At 74.1% G+C, this 16,044-nt stretch carries 11 protein-coding genes and 1 riboswitch; of the genes, 7 read left to right on the top strand and 4 right to left on the bottom strand.

Annotation, left to right across the window (positions count from 1 at the left end):
* Window positions 1-842 (top strand): hypothetical protein (locus JNK30_RS14450; protein WP_293483157.1); only part of this gene is annotated, 842 nt, incomplete at its 5' end.
* 341 nt (window positions 843-1,183) lie between these two features.
* Here JNK30_RS14450 and JNK30_RS14445 read toward each other — a convergent pair.
* The gene (locus tag JNK30_RS14445; protein ID WP_293483155.1) at window positions 1,184-1,378 is read right to left on the bottom strand and encodes a DUF1674 domain-containing protein; all 195 of its coding nucleotides are present in this window, start codon (window positions 1,376-1,378) and stop codon (window positions 1,184-1,186) included.
* 52 nt (window positions 1,379-1,430) lie between these two features.
* Here JNK30_RS14445 and JNK30_RS14440 point away from each other — a divergent pair, with 52 nt between their 5' ends.
* The 4 genes from JNK30_RS14440 to purH all read left to right on the top strand — a co-directional run bounded on the left by JNK30_RS14440 (window position 1,431) and on the right by purH (window position 6,922).
* The gene (locus JNK30_RS14440; RefSeq protein WP_293483153.1) at window positions 1,431-2,666 is read left to right on the top strand and encodes a transcription antitermination factor NusB; all 1,236 of its coding nucleotides are present in this window, start codon (window positions 1,431-1,433) and stop codon (window positions 2,664-2,666) included.
* A gap of 209 nt (window positions 2,667-2,875) precedes the next feature.
* Window positions 2,876-3,535, top strand: coding sequence for a ribulose-phosphate 3-epimerase (gene rpe, locus JNK30_RS14435; protein ID WP_293483152.1), 660 nt, complete (start codon window positions 2,876-2,878; stop codon window positions 3,533-3,535).
* Between the two features lie 11 nt (window positions 3,536-3,546).
* Window positions 3,547-5,214, top strand: a complete 1,668-nt coding sequence (locus JNK30_RS14430) for a heparinase II/III family protein (protein ID WP_293483151.1) — start codon at window positions 3,547-3,549, stop codon at window positions 5,212-5,214.
* A 6-nt stretch (window positions 5,215-5,220) separates the two neighbouring features.
* A riboswitch (ZMP/ZTP riboswitch) is annotated at window positions 5,221-5,305 on the top strand.
* Between the two features lie 24 nt (window positions 5,306-5,329).
* Window positions 5,330-6,922: a bifunctional phosphoribosylaminoimidazolecarboxamide formyltransferase/IMP cyclohydrolase gene (gene purH, locus JNK30_RS14425; protein WP_293483150.1), complete on the top strand. Its 1,593-nt coding sequence runs from the start codon at window positions 5,330-5,332 to the stop codon at window positions 6,920-6,922.
* 27 nt (window positions 6,923-6,949) lie between these two features.
* On the opposite strand, the gene JNK30_RS14420 is transcribed toward purH, so the two are convergent.
* A complete protein-coding gene (locus JNK30_RS14420) occupies window positions 6,950-7,333 on the bottom strand; it encodes a MerR family transcriptional regulator (protein ID WP_293483149.1) in 384 nt (127 codons plus the stop codon).
* A 160-nt stretch (window positions 7,334-7,493) separates the two neighbouring features.
* Between JNK30_RS14420 and JNK30_RS14415 the strand changes: the two genes are divergently transcribed.
* Window positions 7,494-8,906, top strand: a complete 1,413-nt coding sequence (locus tag JNK30_RS14415; RefSeq protein WP_293483148.1) for a short-chain fatty acyl-CoA regulator family protein — start codon at window positions 7,494-7,496, stop codon at window positions 8,904-8,906.
* A 491-nt stretch (window positions 8,907-9,397) separates the two neighbouring features.
* Here the strand turns inward: JNK30_RS14415 and JNK30_RS14410 are convergent, their stop codons facing one another.
* A complete protein-coding gene (locus JNK30_RS14410) occupies window positions 9,398-14,254 on the bottom strand; it encodes an NAD-glutamate dehydrogenase (RefSeq protein WP_293483146.1) in 4,857 nt (1,618 codons plus the stop codon).
* 182 nt (window positions 14,255-14,436) lie between these two features.
* Window positions 14,437-15,594, bottom strand: coding sequence for an AI-2E family transporter (locus JNK30_RS14405; protein WP_293483145.1), 1,158 nt, complete (start codon window positions 15,592-15,594; stop codon window positions 14,437-14,439).
* A 262-nt stretch (window positions 15,595-15,856) separates the two neighbouring features.
* Here JNK30_RS14405 and JNK30_RS14400 point away from each other — a divergent pair.
* Window positions 15,857-16,044, top strand: a 188-nt coding sequence (locus JNK30_RS14400; RefSeq protein WP_293483144.1) for a helicase HerA-like domain-containing protein, incomplete at its 3' end; no start/stop codon positions are given.

The raw sequence follows: 16,044 nt of genomic DNA, 5'->3' as shown, positions 1-16,044 counted from the left end.
AATGGCTGGAGCGCGGGTGGACGCTGCACAAGGTTTGCCGGGAGCCTTGGGCGCCGTCGTACAACGCGATGCTGGCGCGGACGCGGGCCGATCCGGCGCTGAAGGCCCGGCTGGCGCGGGCCGCGGCCTGGGGCCGGCAGTTCCGGCCGCGGCACGACCAGGCGCGGTTCTTCTACGACTACGACCGCGTGGACGCCTTCCTGGAGGTGGTGCGCGCGGGCGAGCCGGTGCGGGCGATGCAGCTGGCGGGCCGGGCGCCGGACCAGGCGACGATCCGCGCCTGGAAGGCCAGCCGCCCGGACTTCGTGGCGCGGTACGCCGAGGCCAAGCGGCTGGGCCGGCTGGCGCGCGAGGCGCGGGCGCGCCGGCCGTTCGACCCGGCCCTGGCCGACCGCATCCTGGCGCGCGTGCACCGGGGCGACCGGCTGGCCGACATCCTGCGCGAGCCGGGCATGCCGGGGCCGACCGCGCTGCGGCGCTGGAAGGCGCAGGACCCCGGCTTCGCCGCCGTGCTGGCGCAGATGAAGCGGGGCGGGCAGATCCGCCGGGCCCGCGCCCGGCGCCGCGGCGGGCCGACGCCCGAGCTCGCCGACGCGATCGGGCGGGGGCTGGCGATGGGCGCCAGCGTGACGTCGCTGTGCCGGGACGCGGACATGCCGAGCCGCAACACCGTGGCGGCGTGGCGCCGGCGGGACCCGGCGTTCGACCGGACGGTCGCCGAGGCGCTGCGCTTCCGGGACATGATCGCGGAGGACCGGCGGTTCGAGGCGGAGTGGGCGGCGGCGTGTGCGGTGGGTGGACCACGGACCACACGGACCACGCGGACGGGCGGGGCGGGGTGAGAGCTGCTGCTGCGATCTCAAGCGGCTGTCATCCCGGTTTCGCCGCAGAAGGGGCGCGGGGGTGGGCAGTGGCGGGCCGCCTCGGGCATCGGGCGCGTATGGGTCCCGGTGTTCCGCTTCGCGGAAACCGGGATGACAGCTGAGGGGCGGGGGCGGCCTCGCTGGCTCGCCTTCCTCTCCCGCCCTGCGGGAGAGGGGGACCGCCCGCCGAAGCGCGGGTGGTGGCGAGGGAACGCCCCGGTCTCCGCGCCGGCCGCTTGCCCTTTCCACCCTCCGCTCTCCGGCCGGCCTGCGCCGGCCTCGGCGGACGGTCCCCCTTTCCCGCAAGCGGGAAAGGAAGGTCAGAAGTCGACGGCGAGGCCTTTGCGTTCCCAGTCGCCGAAGCGGGTGGGTTCGGGGCCGCGGGGGCCGCCGTCCTCGGGCGGGCGCTCGGCGGCGACCTCGGCCCGGCGGCGCGCCTCGGCCTCCTCCAGCGCGCGGCGGGCGGCGGGGGTGAGGGCCTTGCCGGGGGCGGCGTTGGGCGGGGCGTCGTCCATGCGCCTGACTTAAGCCCTTGCGCGCGCCGCTCCAAGCGGGCACGCCGCGCCGGTGAGCGAGACCCCCCACATCGCCGGATTGCCGGCCCGCGCCGCGGCCCTCGAGCTGCTGGCCGCCGCCCTGTCGCGCCGCGCCGGCCTGGACGAGGGGCTGAGCCATCCGGCGCTGGCGGCGCTGGCCCCCCGCGACCGCGGCTTCGCCCGCGCCCTGGCCATGGCGACGCTGCGCCACCTGGGCGCCATCGACGCGGCGCTGCAGGCGCGGCTGAAGAAGCCGCCGCCCGAGCGCATCGTCCACGTCCTGCGCCTGGGCGCGGCGCAGCTGCTGGTGCTGAAGACGCCCGCCCACGCCGCCGTGGGCTCGACCGTCGACCTGGCCGCGGCCCAGAAGGGCGGGGCGGCGTTCAAGGGGCTGGTGAACGCGGTGCTGCGCGGGCTGACGCGCGAGCCGCCCGACCTGGACGACCCCGACCTCCTGCTGCCGTCCTGGCTGGCCGCGCGCTGGCAGGCCGCCTACGGCCGCGACGCCGCGCGGGCCATCGCCGCGACGATCCCGATGGAGCCCGCCACCGACGTCACGATCAAGGCGACCGGCGCCACCGAACGCTCGGACCAGAAGGGCGAGGTGACGGCGTGGCCCGGATTCGCCGAGGGCGACTGGTGGGTGCAGGACGCCTCGGCCGCCGTGCCGGCGCGGCTGCTGCACGTTGGGCCGGGCGAGACGGCGCTGGACCTCTGCGCGGCGCCCGGCGGCAAGACGCTGCAGCTGGCGGCCGCCGGGGCCGCCGTGGTGGCGGTGGACCGCTCGGCCGGCCGCCTGAAGCGCGTGGGCGAGAACCTGGCGCGCACCGGGCTCTCCGCCGAGGTGGTGCAGGCGGACGCCGCCGAGTGGCGGGACGGGCGCACCTTCGACGCCGTCCTGCTGGACGCGCCCTGCTCGGCCACCGGGACGTTCCGCCGCCACCCCGACGTGCTGTGGATGGCGAGCCCGGCCGAGATCCCCAAGCTCGCCGCGGTGCAGGCCCGGCTGCTCGACGCCGCCGCGCGGCGCGTGAAGCCGGGCGGCCGGCTGGTCTACTGCGTCTGCTCGCTGGAGCCGGAGGAGGGCGAGGGCCAGGTCGAGGCGTTCCTGAGGCGCGCGCCCGGGTTCGCGCTGGACCCCGTGGCCGCGGGCGAGGGCGGCGCGCCGCAGGCGTCGCGGCGGCCCGACGGCACCCTGCGGATCCTGCCGCACCACCGCGAGGGCGGGACCGACGGCTTCTACGTCGCACGGCTGCGGCGGGCCTGAGGCCCTCAGCCCGGAAGGACGAGGCGCCGGCCCAGTCCTCCCCCGCAGGGGGAGGGGGACCGCCGAAGGCGGTGGAGGGGGCTGCCCCCTGGCGCTCAGGACCCCTCCACCCTGCTGCGCAGGGTTCCCCTCCCCTTGCAGGGGAGGACCAGCGGGCGACGGTGCGACAGGGGGCGACAAGACGGGGCGCATCAGGCTAAGCCCTCTCCATGGCCGAGCCCGTGATCATCGCGCCCTCCATCCTGGCGAGCGACTTCGCGCGCCTGGGCGAGGAGGTGGCCGCGATCGAAGCCGCGGGCGCCGACTGGGTGCATGTGGACGTGATGGACGGCCACTTCGTGCCGAACATCACCATCGGGCCCGACGTGGTGAAGGCGCTCAGGCCCCACTCGAAGCTGCCGTTCGACTGCCACCTGATGATCGCGCCGGCGGACCCGTACATCGAGGCGTTCCGCGAGGCCGGGGCCGACTACATCTCGGTGCACCCCGAGGCCGGGCCGCACCTGAACCGGACGCTGAAGCTGATCCGCAAGGTCGGGGCCAAGGCGGGGGTGGTCTTCAACCCCTCCACCGACCCGAGCGTGATCCAGTGGATGATGGACGAGATCGACCTGATCCTCGTCATGTCGATCAATCCGGGCTTCGGCGGGCAGACGTTCATGCATTCGCAGCTTCGCAAGATCGAGACGCTGCGCCGGATGATCGACGCGGAGGGGCGCGACATCCCGCTGGAGGTGGACGGGGGCGTCACGCCCGAGACGGCGAAACTGTGCGTCGCGGCGGGGGCGACGGCGCTGGTGGCGGGAACCGCGGTCTTCCGCGGCGGGCGCGACCGGTACGCCGCCAACATCGCCGCCCTGCGCGGCTGAGGACCCGCCGGATGGCCGGCGTCCATTTGCCGGGCCGCCACGCCGCCCTGGCGCTGGCCGTGGGCGCGGCCCGGACCCTGCAGGAGGAGTGGCGCGCGTCGGGCCTGCGCCGCTGGACCGCGGCCCGCCCCCAGCCCGAGGGCTTCGGCGTCCAGCCCCGCGACTTCCGGCCGCCCGACGCCGACGCCGGCAAGGCGATCCTGGCGGGCGCGTTCGTGCTGGCGGGCCAGACGCTGGCCGTCGGGCCGCGGGGCGACCCCTGGGACCGTCCCAGCCCCAGCCGGGCGTTCGCCGAGGCGCTGCACCGGTTCGACTGGCTGCCGGGCCTCGTGGCGGCGGGCCCCGACGGCGCCGCGGAAGCCCTGCGGCTGGTGCTGGAGTGGCGGCGGCTGTTCGGGCGGTGGAACGGCTTCGCCTGGTCGCCGCAGGTCATGGCGCGGCGGGTCTTCAACCTGGCGTGCGCCGGTCCGGCCCTGGCGGCCCGGGCGTCCGAGGCCGAGACCGCGCAGCTGGCCGGCGACCTCGCCCGCCAGGCGCGGGACCTGCTGCTTCCCGGCGACCCGGCCGACGCGGCGAGCCGCGCCGCCTCGGCCGCGGTGGCCGGGGCGGCCCTGCGCGGCGCCGCCGGCCGGCGCCTGCTGGAGCGCGCGCTGGCGCGGCTCGCCCGCGCCCTGGCGGCGACCGTGGACGCGGACGGCGGCCACGCCACCCGCCGGCCCGACCTGGCCCTGGAGCTGCTGTTCGACCTGCAGACGCTGGACGAGGCCATGGTCCAGCGCGGGCTGGCGGCCCCCGACGCGGTCCAGCGCGCCATCGGCCGGCTGGCGGCCGCCGTCCGGTTCTTCACCCTGGCCGACGGCCGGCTGGCCGCCTTCCACGGCGGGCGGGCCTGCGCCGCCGCCTATGTCGCGGCCGCCCGGGCGCAGGACGAGACCGGCGACCGCGCCACGCCGGGGGAGCTGAGCGGCTACCAGCGGCTCGACGCGCCGCGCCTGCAGGTCGTCGCCGACGTCGCGCCGCCGGCGCCCGGGCCCTGGGCCGCGGACGCCTGCGCGGCGCCGCTCGCCCTCGCGGTGCTGGTGGGCGGCCGCCGCCTGGTCGACGCCTGCGCGGGGCGCGGGATCGAGGCGGCCGCCACCGCCGAGGCGGGCGAGACGCCGGCGCGGGTGCTGGACGGGTTCGCCGGCGCGGTGCTGGGCCCGCGGCTCGTGGACGCGACCTTCGCCGTGGACGTGCAGCGGCACGAGGCGCCGGGCGCGCTGTGGCTCGACCTCGCCCACCATGGCTGGATGCCGCGCTACGGCCTGATGCACCAGCGCCGGCTCTACCTGGACGTCGCCGCCGGCGAGCTGCGCGGCGAGGACCGGCTGACGCCCACCGCCCGCGCCCAGGGGCCCGACGGCCGGCACTTCATCCCCTACGCGATCCGCTTCCCGCTGCACGCCGGCGTCCGCGCGCTGGTGTCGCAGGACCGGCGCAGCGTGCTGCTGCGCCTGGAGGGCGAGGCCGACGGCTGGATCCTGCGCAACGACGCCCTGGACATCGTCCTCGAACCCCGGCCGGGCGGCGGCGCGCAGCTGGTCCTGCGCGGTCAGCGCCGGGCCGATTCCGGCGCCCGGGTGCGGTGGAAGCTCGCGCCCGCGCGCCAGCCTGTTGACCCCCGACCGCCCGAGGCGTAACCCGCCGCCATCCCGCGTGACTGGCGACTCGAGGTGGGCGACCACCGGGGAGCGCGTGGACCATATCCTGCCGCGCGCCTGGGCGTTTCTTCCTGTCCCCTGAGAGGAGAATGCCGTGCCGGCTGCGCCCGATTTACCGCCCGCCCCAGACAAGGTCCACATCCGCCGCGCGCTGCTGAGCGTCTCGGACAAGACCGGCCTGATCGACGCCGCCCGCGCGCTGGCCGAACGGGGCGTGGAGCTGGTCTCCACCGGCGGCACGCGCAAGGCCATCGCCGACGCCGGCCTGCCGGTGAAGGACGTCTCGGACCTCACCGGCTTCCCCGAGATGATGGACGGGCGGGTGAAGACCCTGCACCCGGTGGTCCACGGCGGCCTCCTGGGCGTGCGCGACGCCCCGGCGCACAAGGCCGCGATGGACGAGCACGGGATCGGCGGGATCGACCTGGTCTACGTGAACCTCTACCCCTTCGAGCAGACGGTGGCGGCGGGCGCGGACTTCGAGACCTGCGTCGAGAACATCGACATCGGCGGCCCGGCGATGATCCGCTCGGCGGCCAAGAACCACGGATACGTGGCCGTCTGCACCGAGATCGCCGACCTGCAGGAGCTGCTGGCGGAGTTCGCGGCGGACGGGACCACCAGCCTGGCGCTGCGCCGGAAGCTGGCGGCGCGGGCCTATGCGCGCACGGCCACCTACGACGCCTCGATCGCCGCCTGGTTCGCCGGCGAACTGGGCGAGTTCGCCCCCGGCCGGTTCTCGATCGGCGGGCAGCTGGCCCAGACCATGCGCTACGGCGAGAACCCGCACCAGCAGGCGGCCTTCTACCGCTTCCCCGGCGCGTCGCCCGGGGTCGCCACGGCGACCCAGCTGCAGGGCAAGGAACTCAGCTACAACAACATCAACGACACCGACGCCGCCTTCGAACTGGTGTCCGAGTTCGATCCCAAGGCCGGGCCGGTCTGCGCGATCATCAAGCACGCCAACCCCTGCGGCCTGGCCACGGGCGGGACGATGCTGGAGGCCTACCAGCGGGCGCTGGCCTGCGACCCCACCAGCGCCTTCGGCGGGATCGTCGCCCTGAACGGCCGGCTGGACGCGGCGACCGCGGCCCAGGTCCTGGAGATCTTCACCGAGGTGGTGATCGCGCCCGAGGCGGACGACGAGGCCGTGGCCCTCTTCCGCAAGAAGAAGAACGTGCGCCTGCTCGTCACCGGCGGCCTGCCCGACCCGCGGGCGGCCGGCAAGACGTTCAAGTCGGTGTCCGGCGGCTTCCTGGTCCAGAGCCGCGACACCGCGCACCTGACCCCGGCCGACCTCAAGGTGGTCACCCGGCGCGCGCCCACCGAGGCCGAGGTGCGCGACATGCTCTTCGCCTTCACCGTGGCCAAGCACGTGAAGTCGAACGCCATCGTCTATGCGAAGGACGGCCAGACGCTCGGCATCGGGGCTGGGCAGATGAACCGGAAGGATTCCGCCCGCATCGCCGCCCTGCGCGCGGCCGACTTCGGCCTGGACCTCACGGGCTCGGCCTGCGCCTCGGAGGCGTTCTTCCCGTTCCCGGACGGCCTGATCCAGGCGGCCGACGCGGGCTGCACGGCGGTGATCCAGCCGGGCGGCTCCATCGGCGACCAGGCGGTCATCGACGCCGCGGACGAGCGCGGCCTCGCCATGGTGTTCACGGGGGTCCGCGTCTTCCGGCACTGAGCCGGCGCGGACCCGCGCCGCGCCCGGTCAGGCGCGGGCGGCGATCCGCCGGGGCGCCTCGGGGCGCTCCATCTCGGCCAGCACCGCGTCCAGCGCGGCCATCTCGGCGGCGAGCTTGCTGCGGCGCGCGGCCAGGGCGGCCGCGGCGGCGGCGCGCGCCTCGGACTCGGTCTCGGCCTCGAGGACCTCCTCGATCTGCGGCAGGCCCACGCCGGCCCGGCGCAGGCGCGAGATCCACTCCAGGCGCCGGCGGGCGGCGGCGTCGTAGAACCGGGCGTTGAGGCGGTCGCGGCGCGCCTCGATGAGCCCGCGCTCCTCGTAGAAGCGCAGCGCGCGCGCGGTCATGCCGTAGAGCCGCATGGCTCCGGCGATGCCCAGACGCGGCAGGTGGCGAAGGTTGTCGTCCATCATGTCTCGCTCCCGTTCCCTGGCCGCTCGCAAAGTTGCGGAGCGCTGCCGGCGCTCTGCCAGGACCGTGCGGCGGGGAGGTTGACGTCGGGACGGGACAGGTTTCAACCGACATCGTGCGAAGAATTGGCTATGGTCGGGCCCCGGTTTGTGAAGTTGTAAAATGCGATACAAGCTCTTCGTCGGTCCCAAGGTGCGGGCGCTGAGGGTGCAGCGCGGCTGGCGGCTCGAGGCATGCGCCCAGCGCCTGGGCATCTCGGCGAGCTATCTCTCGCAGATCGAGGCCAACCAGCGGCCGGTCACGGACCGCGTGCTCATGGGCCTCATGGAGACCTTCCGGGCGCCGGCCGAGGTCTTCGAGGCCGACAACGACCAGCGCCTCATCGCCGACCTGCGCGAAGCCGTCCTGGAGAGCGGCGCGCCGGGCGACGTCATCCCGCTCAGCGAACTGCGCCAGGCCGTGCAGCAGGCGCCGGGCCTGGCCCGCCGGTTCCTCGAGCTGCACCGCGCCAACCACCGCCTCGCCGAACGCCTGAAGCTGACCGAGGAGGCGGTGGCGCTGGACGAGGCGACGGCCGCGAGCTCGCTCCTGCCCTACGAGGAGGTGCGCGACTTCTTCCACTTCAAGGACAACTACATCGACGGCCTGGACCGGGCGGCCGAGGACCTCGCGGGCGACGTGGGCCTGGACCAGCCGGGGCCGCCCGACATGCTGATCGAGATGTACCTGCGCGAGCGGATGGGCGTCGCCGTGCGCTACGCGGCCATGGACGACGTGATGCGCCGCTACGATCCGGCCAGCAACACGCTGTGGCTGAACGCCTCGCAGCCCTCGTCCACCCGGACGTTCCAGATGGCCTACCACCTCGCCGTGGCGAACCTGGCCGACCGGATCGACGCCGAACTGGCGGTGGCGCGGTTCCGCAGCCGCGAGGCCGAGGACGTCTGCCGGGTGGGGCTGGGCAACTATGCGGCGGGCGCGCTCTTCATGCCCTACCGCCGGTTCGCCGCCGCCGCCCGCGAGCGGCGCTACGACGTCGAGCAGCTCGCCGCCCACTTCGGCACGAGCCTGGAGCAGGTGTGCCACCGGCTCTCGACCCTGCAGCGGCCCGGGCAGCGGGGCACGCCGATCTACTTCGTGCGCCTGGACTACGCGGGCAACATCACCAAGCGGCACAGCGCCACGCGCTTCCAGTTCGCGCGCTTCGGCGGCGCCTGCCCCCTGTGGAACGTCCACGACGCCGTGGCCGCGCCCGACCGCTTCCTAGTGCAGGTGGCCGCGATGCCGGACGGGACCCGCTATCTCTGCGTCGCCCGCGCGGTGGTGAAGCGTTCGGACGCCTACCTCACGCCCGACCGGCGCTACGTCCTGGGCTTCGGCTGCGAGATCGCCCACGCCCACGAGCTGGTCTACTCCGAGGGCGTCGACCTGAAGGGCCCGGCCGCGCCCATCGGCGTCAGCTGCCGCATCTGCGAGCGCGACGACTGCGCCCAGCGCGCCTTCCCCCCCATGGACCGGAGGCTCAACGTCCCCGAGCACGAACGCCGCACGGTGCCGTTCCGGCTGGAGGGGTGACGGGCCGATCCCTGCCATCGGGCGCGTATGGGCCGGGATGACAGCTGAGGGGGGGTGCTGTGATCTCAAGCGGCTGTCATCCCGGTTTCGCCGCAGAAGAAGCGCGGGGGCTGGCGGCGGCGGGCCGCCACGGCCACTGGGCGCGTATGGGTCCCGGTTTTCCGCTTCGCGGAAACCGGGATGACAGCGGAGGGGGTGGGGGGCGTTACTTCAAACACTGTCATCCCGGTTTCGCCGGAGGCGAAGACCGGGACCCATAGACTCCGTGGGTCCGGAGGGGGCGCGGCGGTGGGCGGTGGCGGGCCGCCTCGGGCATCGGGCGCGTATGGGTCCCGGCTCTCCCCCCGGCTGCGCCGGGGTCCGGCCGGGATGACAGCTGAGAGGGTGGGTGCTGTGATCTTGAGCGGCTGTCATCCCGGTTTCGCCGCAGAAGGGGTGCGGCGGGCGCGGCGGCGGGCCGCCTCGGGCATCGGGCGCGTAGGGGTTCCGTCCTAGCCCTTGCGGCGGCGGCCTGCGGCCGCTTCGGCGGCCAGTTCGCGGAGGGCGGCGTTGGCGATGGTGAGCTTGGCGAAGGTCCAGTCGGCGCCGCCGGCCTCGATCTCCTCCACGGTGCGGGTGGCGGCGCCCGCGAGGTCGCGGCGCAGCGCGGCCCAGGCGCGGACGGCGTCGCGCGCGGCGCCGGCGTCGTCGCCGGCCTGGGCGCTGCCGGTGAAGGCCATGATCGCGCGGGTGAGCTGGGCCTGCTCGGCCAGCAGGTCCTCGATCAGCCGGCGCAGCGCCGTCCGCTCGAAGATGTCCCCCGCCCGGAAGGCGCCCGCCGCCGAGCGCACCCGGTCGAAGGCGAAGGCCTCGTCCACCGCGTAGTAGAGCCGCGCCACGTTGGCGAGCGGCCAGCTGGACGCCTCGGCCAGGTCCACCAGGTCGGCGGCGTTGGTGAGCGGGCCCAGCACGGCGGCCGCCATGGCCGCCTCGGCCGGCGCGCCGGCGTCCACCAGCTGCCGGCGGCGCAGCGCCACGCCCGCCTGCTCGGCCGGCGACAGGATCTCGGGCATCAGGCCGTGCAGGCTGCGGAAGCCGGGCGCATAGCGGGCCGTCAGTTCGGCCACGTCCATCTGCTCGCGGCCCGCCCGGCGCGCCAGCCAGAAGGTCGCCCCCCGCAGCGCCGCCGAGAGCCGGCGGAAGAGCTGCAGCTGCGCGGCGGCGGGGATCTTCAGGTCCAGCGCCTCGACGCCGGCCCACAGGGGCTCGAAATCCAGCGCCTGCTTCGCCGCCTCGTAGCCGGCGGTGAACGCCACCACGTCGCAGCCCGCGGAGTTCATGATCCGCGACGGGAAGCTGGGGCCGCAGCGGTTGATCATGTCGTTGGCGACCACGGTGGCGATGATCTCGCGCCGCAGCCGGTGCTGCAGGATCGCGCCCTCGTGCTTGCGCAGCAGCTTGGGGAAGTAGGCCAGCAGCCGCGCCTCGAAGAACGGATCGTCCGGCGCCCGGCTGGCGACCATCTCGCGCTTCAGCTCCAGCTTGCCGTACGCCAGCAGCACGGCCAGCTCGGGCCGCGACAGTCCCCGCCCGGCCTTGAGGCGTTCGGCGATGGCGAGCGGGTCGGGAAGGCCCTCCACCGCGCGGTCCAGGCGGCCGGCGTGCTCCAGCTCGTTCATGAACCGCGCGTGCGGCGCGAGCTCGCCCACCGAGTCCAACTCCAGCAGCGAGAGCGCCAGCGTCTGGTCGTAGTTGTGCTCCAGGACGTGGGCGGCCACGTCGTCGGTCATCTTCGGCAGCAGCGCGTTGCGCGCCTTGCGGGTCAGCTTGCCCTGCCGCTCCAGGATGCCGGTGGTGATCTTGATGTTCACCTCGTGGTCCGAGGAGTCGACGCCGGCCGAGTTGTCGATGGCGTCGGTCTCGACCCGGCCGCCGGCTTCCGCGAACTCGATGCGGCCCGCCTGGGTGAGGCCCAGGTTCGCGCCCTCGCCGACCACCTTCACCCGCAGGTCCGCGCCGTTGACGCGCACGGCGTCGTTGGCCTTGTCGCCCACGTCGGCGTTGGATTCGGACTTCGCCTTCACATAGGTGCCGATGCCGCCCAGGTAGAGCAGCTCGGCGGGCGCCTTCAGGATCAGGTTGATGACCTCGTTGGGCGACAGCGCCTCGGCGGTGACGCCCAGCAGGGCGCGCGCCTCGGGCGTCAGCGGGATCGACTTCAGCGACCGCGAGAAGACGCCGCCGCCCTTGCTGATCGCCTTGCGGTCGTAGTCGGCCCAGGACGAGCGGGGCAGGGCGAACATGCGCTCGCGCTCGGCGTAGCTCCTGGCGGGGTCCGGATCGGGATCGAGGAAGATGTCGCGGTGGTCGAAGGCCGCCAGCAGCCGGATCTGGCGGCTCAGCAGCATGCCGTTCCCGAACACGTCCCCCGACATGTCGCCGCAGCCGACCACGGTGAAGGGCTCGGACTGGATGTCCTTGCCCATCTCGCGGAAGTGGCGTTTCACCGCCTCCCAGGCGCCGCGGGCGGTGATGCCCATGGCCTTGTGGTCGTAGCCGACCGAGCCGCCGCTGGCGAAGGCGTCGCCCAGCCAGAAGCCGTAGTCCTCGGCCACGCCGTTGGCGATGTCGGAGAAGGTGGCGGTGCCCTTGTCGGCCGCCACCACCAGGTAGGGGTCGTCCTCGTCGTGCACGACCACGCCGGCCGGCGGGATCACCTTGCCGGCGGCGTCCAGGTTGTCGGTGAGGTCGAGCAGGCCCGACAGGAAGGTCCTGTAGGCGGCGATGGCCTCGGCGCGCACGGCCTCGGGCGGACCCTTGGGCAGCTGCTTCGGATAGAATCCGCCCTTGGACCCGACGGGGACGATCACCGCGTTCTTCACCTGCTGGGCCTTCACCAGGCCCAGCACCTCGGTGCGGAAGTCGTCGCGGCGGTCGCTCCAGCGCAGGCCGCCGCGCGCCACCGGCCCGAACCGCAGGTGCACGCCCTCGACCTGCGTCGACCAGACGAAGATCTCGCGGAAGGGCTTGGGCGCCGGCAGGTCCGCCAGGGCGCCCGAGGCGACCTTGAACGAGATGTAGGGCTTGGGCGCGCCGTCCGCGCCGCGCTGGTAGAAGTTGGTGCGCTGGATCGCGCCCACCAGCAGGGCCAGGCGGCGCAGCACGCGGTCATCGTCCAGGCTCTCGACGAGCTGCAGCGCCTCGACGATCTCCTCCATGACGGCGCCGGCCTGCGCGCGGCGCGCCTCGACGTCGGCGGCGATCGCCGGGTCGAACTTGATGCGGAAGAGGTCGAGGATCAGCCGCGCCACGCCGGGATGGTTCGAGAGCGCCTGCTCCTGGACGCGCTGCGAGGGGTCCAGGCCCGACTGCTGGCGATAGCGCGCCAGCGCCCGCATCAGGGCCGCGTCGCGCCAGGGGATCGAGAGCTCCATGACGAGGCGGTTGAAGCCGTCGTTCTCGGTGCGGCCCGTCCAGACGGCGACCACCGCGTCCTCGAAGGCGTCCTTCACCTCGGAGAAGACCAGGTTGGCGCCGCGGGGGTCCTCGATCTCGAAGTCGTGGACCCAGACCGGCTCGCGCCCCTGCGGCGTCAGCCTGAACCCGGCCTCGGCCATGGCCTTGAGGCCCATGCTCTCCAGGATGGGGAGCACGTCGGCCAGCGGCGCGGGCTCGCCGCGGCGGTAGAGCTTGACCCGGAACTGCAGCGGGCCGTCGTCGGGCGTGCGGTAGGCGCGCGCGCAGATGGCGGCCCCGGCGCCGAAGCCCTCGATGACGTCGACGTCCTCCAGCGCCTGGCCTGCGTCGAACCGGTCGCGGTAGCCCGCGGGGAACGCCTCGCCGTAGCGCGCCGAGAGCGCGGCGATCGCGTCGCCGTCGCGGCCCGAGCCCCGCAGCGCCGCGCCGAAGCGGTCCTCCCAGGTGCGCGCCGCCTCGGCGATCTCGGCCTCGACCTGGCGCAGGTCGGGCGTCCGGTGCAGGCCGGGCGTGAAGCCGATGATGAAGTGCACGCGCGCCAGCGGGCTGTCGCTGAACGCCGGATAGTAGGCCGACAGGCGTCCGCCGTAGGCCGCAGCCAGGATCTCGCCCGCCCGCCGCCGCAGGTCGGAATCGTAGCGGTCGCGGGGCACGAACAGCAGCACCGAGGCGAACCGGTCGAAGGGATCGCGGCGCTCGAACAGCCTCACGCGCGGCCGGTCGGCCAGGTGCAGGACGCCCAGCGCGATCCCGAGCAGTTCGTCCTCCGAGACCTGGAAGAGCTCGTCGCGCGGGTGGTTCTCGACGATGTTCTTGAGGCGCTTCTCGTTGTAGCTGCCCGGCGTGGCGCCGGCGCGCTGCAGCACGCGGGCGACCTTCTCGCGCACCAGGGGCACGGCCCCGGCCGGCTGGTCGTAGGCTTCGGCGGTGAAGAGGCCCACGAAGCGGACCTCGCCCCACGGCCGGCCGTCGTCGCCGTACCGCTTGATCCCCACGTAATCCATGTAGCCGCGGCGATGGACGCGGCTCTTGACGTTGGACTTGGCGATGGTGAGCGCCGGGTCGCGGACGATCCGGTCCTTCATCGCCTTCATCAGCACCGCCGGCTCGTTGGCGCGCCGCAGCACCGTGCGCTCGGGGTCGCGGAGCACGCCCAGCCCGTCCTTGGCCTGGTAGAGCGGCTCCTCGGCCGCGTACTCGCCGCTCTTGAGCCGCGGGTACTCGTAGACGCGGGCGCCGAGGAACACGAAGTGCTCGGCCGACAGCCACTTCAGGAAGTCCACCTCGTCGGGGCGCGCCTTGCCGGACGCCGCCAGCTCGTCGATGGTCCGCCCCATCAGCCCCAGCATCTCGGGGAAGTCCTCGACGGCGGCGCGCACGTCGGACAGCGTGGCCTTCACGCCCTCCAGCAGGGCCTTCTCGCGGCCCGGGCCGGCGTCCTCGATCAGCACCTGGATCATGGACTCGCGGCGCGGGGCGCCGCTCTCGCCGCGCACGCCCGTCCGGTCGCGCTGGACCGTCACGATGGGGTGGATCATGGCCCGGACCGACAGCCCCTGGTCGGCGATCTCGCCCATGATGCTGTCCACGAGGAACGGCGCGTCGTCCTGCACGACCTCCAGCCGCTCGAGGTCGGCGCCCAGGGCGGGGCTGAGGCGGACCTGCGGGGCCCGTCCGCGGCGCTTCTCGCCGTAGCGCCAGAGCTCGGCGAGGTTCCGCGCGAGGTCGGGCAGGGAGAGCTCGGGCAGTTCGTCGGGCAGGGCGTCGGCGGCCGCCTGGGCGACGAAGGCCTTCTCGGCGGGGGTGGCGGCGCCGCCCAGTTCGGCGCGCAGCGCCCGGGCGAGGGCGGCGCCGGGCTTCGGGGATGCGCTGGAGGCGGGGGCGCGGCTCATGACGCCGCCCCCACCCAAGCGAGAACGCCGCCGGAGGAGAGAATCCGGCGGCGTATGGCTCCGCCGTGGGGGACCAGCGGAGCGCTGGGTGCTCGCTGCGCCCGTGGGGTTGGGAAACGGACGCACCCGCCGGACGGACGCGCCGTCCGACAGGCCTCAGATAGGAATTGGGCGGCCACAGTTTAAGTCCCGGATTCGTTTTTCGGCGTGGAGGTCTTCTTGGCGCGGCCGCGGGCGGGCCTGGCGGGCCCCTCGTCGGGGGTCGACCGGGGGTGCGCGTGCCGGAGCTCGCCGGGGTCGCCGTCGGCGGACAGCAGGACGGCCAGCCAGCGGGTCCCGTGGAACTGCACCAGCACCACCATCAGCACGGTGGTCAGCGGCGTGGAGAGGAACGCCCCCGGCAGGCCCCAGACGATGCTCCAGAACGCCAGCGCCAGCAGCAGGACGATCGGGTCCATGTTGAGGCTGCGGCCCTGCATGCGGGGCTGCACGACGTTGCCCACGAACATGCCGATGGTCTGCAGCACCACCGCCAGCACGGCGGCCTGCCAGATCCCGTCGAACTGGACGAGGGCGAAGATCGGCGGCAGCGCGACGGCCACGATGCCGCCGACCACCGGGATGTACGAGGCGATGAAGATCAGGATCGCCCAGAACAGCGCGTTGTCGAGGCCGACCGCCATCATGGCGACCCACGAACCGACGGCGATCATCAGGCCCGTGACGGTCTGCACCCACAGGTACTGCTCGACGCCGTTGCGGATCCGCAGGAAGGCGGCCACGGCCTCCTGCCGCTGCTCGCGGTGCTCGAACAGGCCCACCGCCTTGCGCTCCCAGCCGCGCCGCGAGGCGAGGATGAAGCCCAGGTAGACCAGGACGAAGGCGGCCGTGGACACGAAGGTCTGCAGGCCCCGCGCGATCTGGCCCAGGTGGCTCGCGGGATCGGCGCGCTGGATCAGCTCGACGATGGTGGGCGGCACGTCCACGCCCATCATGCCGGCCACGCGGGCGATGAGGCCGTTCAGCTTCGGCTGGTAGGTGACGAGCTGGCCCGCGAACGCCGTGGCGTTGTCGGCGATGAAGAACGCGGCGCCGCCGAAGATCACCACCGAGAGCACGATGGCGAGCGGCATGGCGGCGCGGCGCGAGACCCCCGGCATCCGGTTCTCGAGCACGCGGGCGAAGCCGTCGATCATCAGCGCGAGGAAGAGCGCGAGCGCGAGGGGCGTCAGGATGTCGGCCAGCAGGTAGAGCACCACGCCGCCGGCGATGGTGGCCAGGATCACCAGCGCGTTGCGCGAGACGGGGTCGGCGGCGACCTGGGCTCTGGGGGCGGGCATGCGCGCTTTCGGAAGGCCTCAGCGAATGTCGGCGCGGGGCGGCTCGCCGTCAAATCGGGCTCGCTCTACCCCTGTTCCCGCCGGAAGGGGAGCAAATTTGCCTGCCGAACGACATCTTCCGGCAAGGACGGCCGCCGAACCGCGGTGATTCGGGACGTTGGATGCGGCTCTTGAACCGGCGGCGGAAAACCCCGATGGACACAGGCGGGCCGAAGCTCGGGCTTCGGGTGCGGCGAACGGCCAAGGCAGCTGGGGAGTCACCATGAGCGACGGCGTCCTGATCGGGTTCTCGGGCCAGCCCGAGAAGCTGCTGCTTCACCGGGCCAACCGCCACGGCCTGGTGGCCGGCGCCACCGGCACCGGCAAGACCGTGACGCTGCAGGCGCTGGCGCAGGGCCTCTCCGACGCGGGCGTCCCGGTGTTCGCCGCGGACGTGAAGGGCGACCTCTC

Origin of the sequence: Phenylobacterium sp., from assembly GCF_016793225.1 — a bacterium.
Lineage (GTDB): Bacteria > Pseudomonadota > Alphaproteobacteria > Caulobacterales > Caulobacteraceae > Phenylobacterium.
The sequence above is the reverse complement of the archived record's forward strand: the minus strand, read 5'-3'. Positions and strand labels throughout refer to the sequence as shown.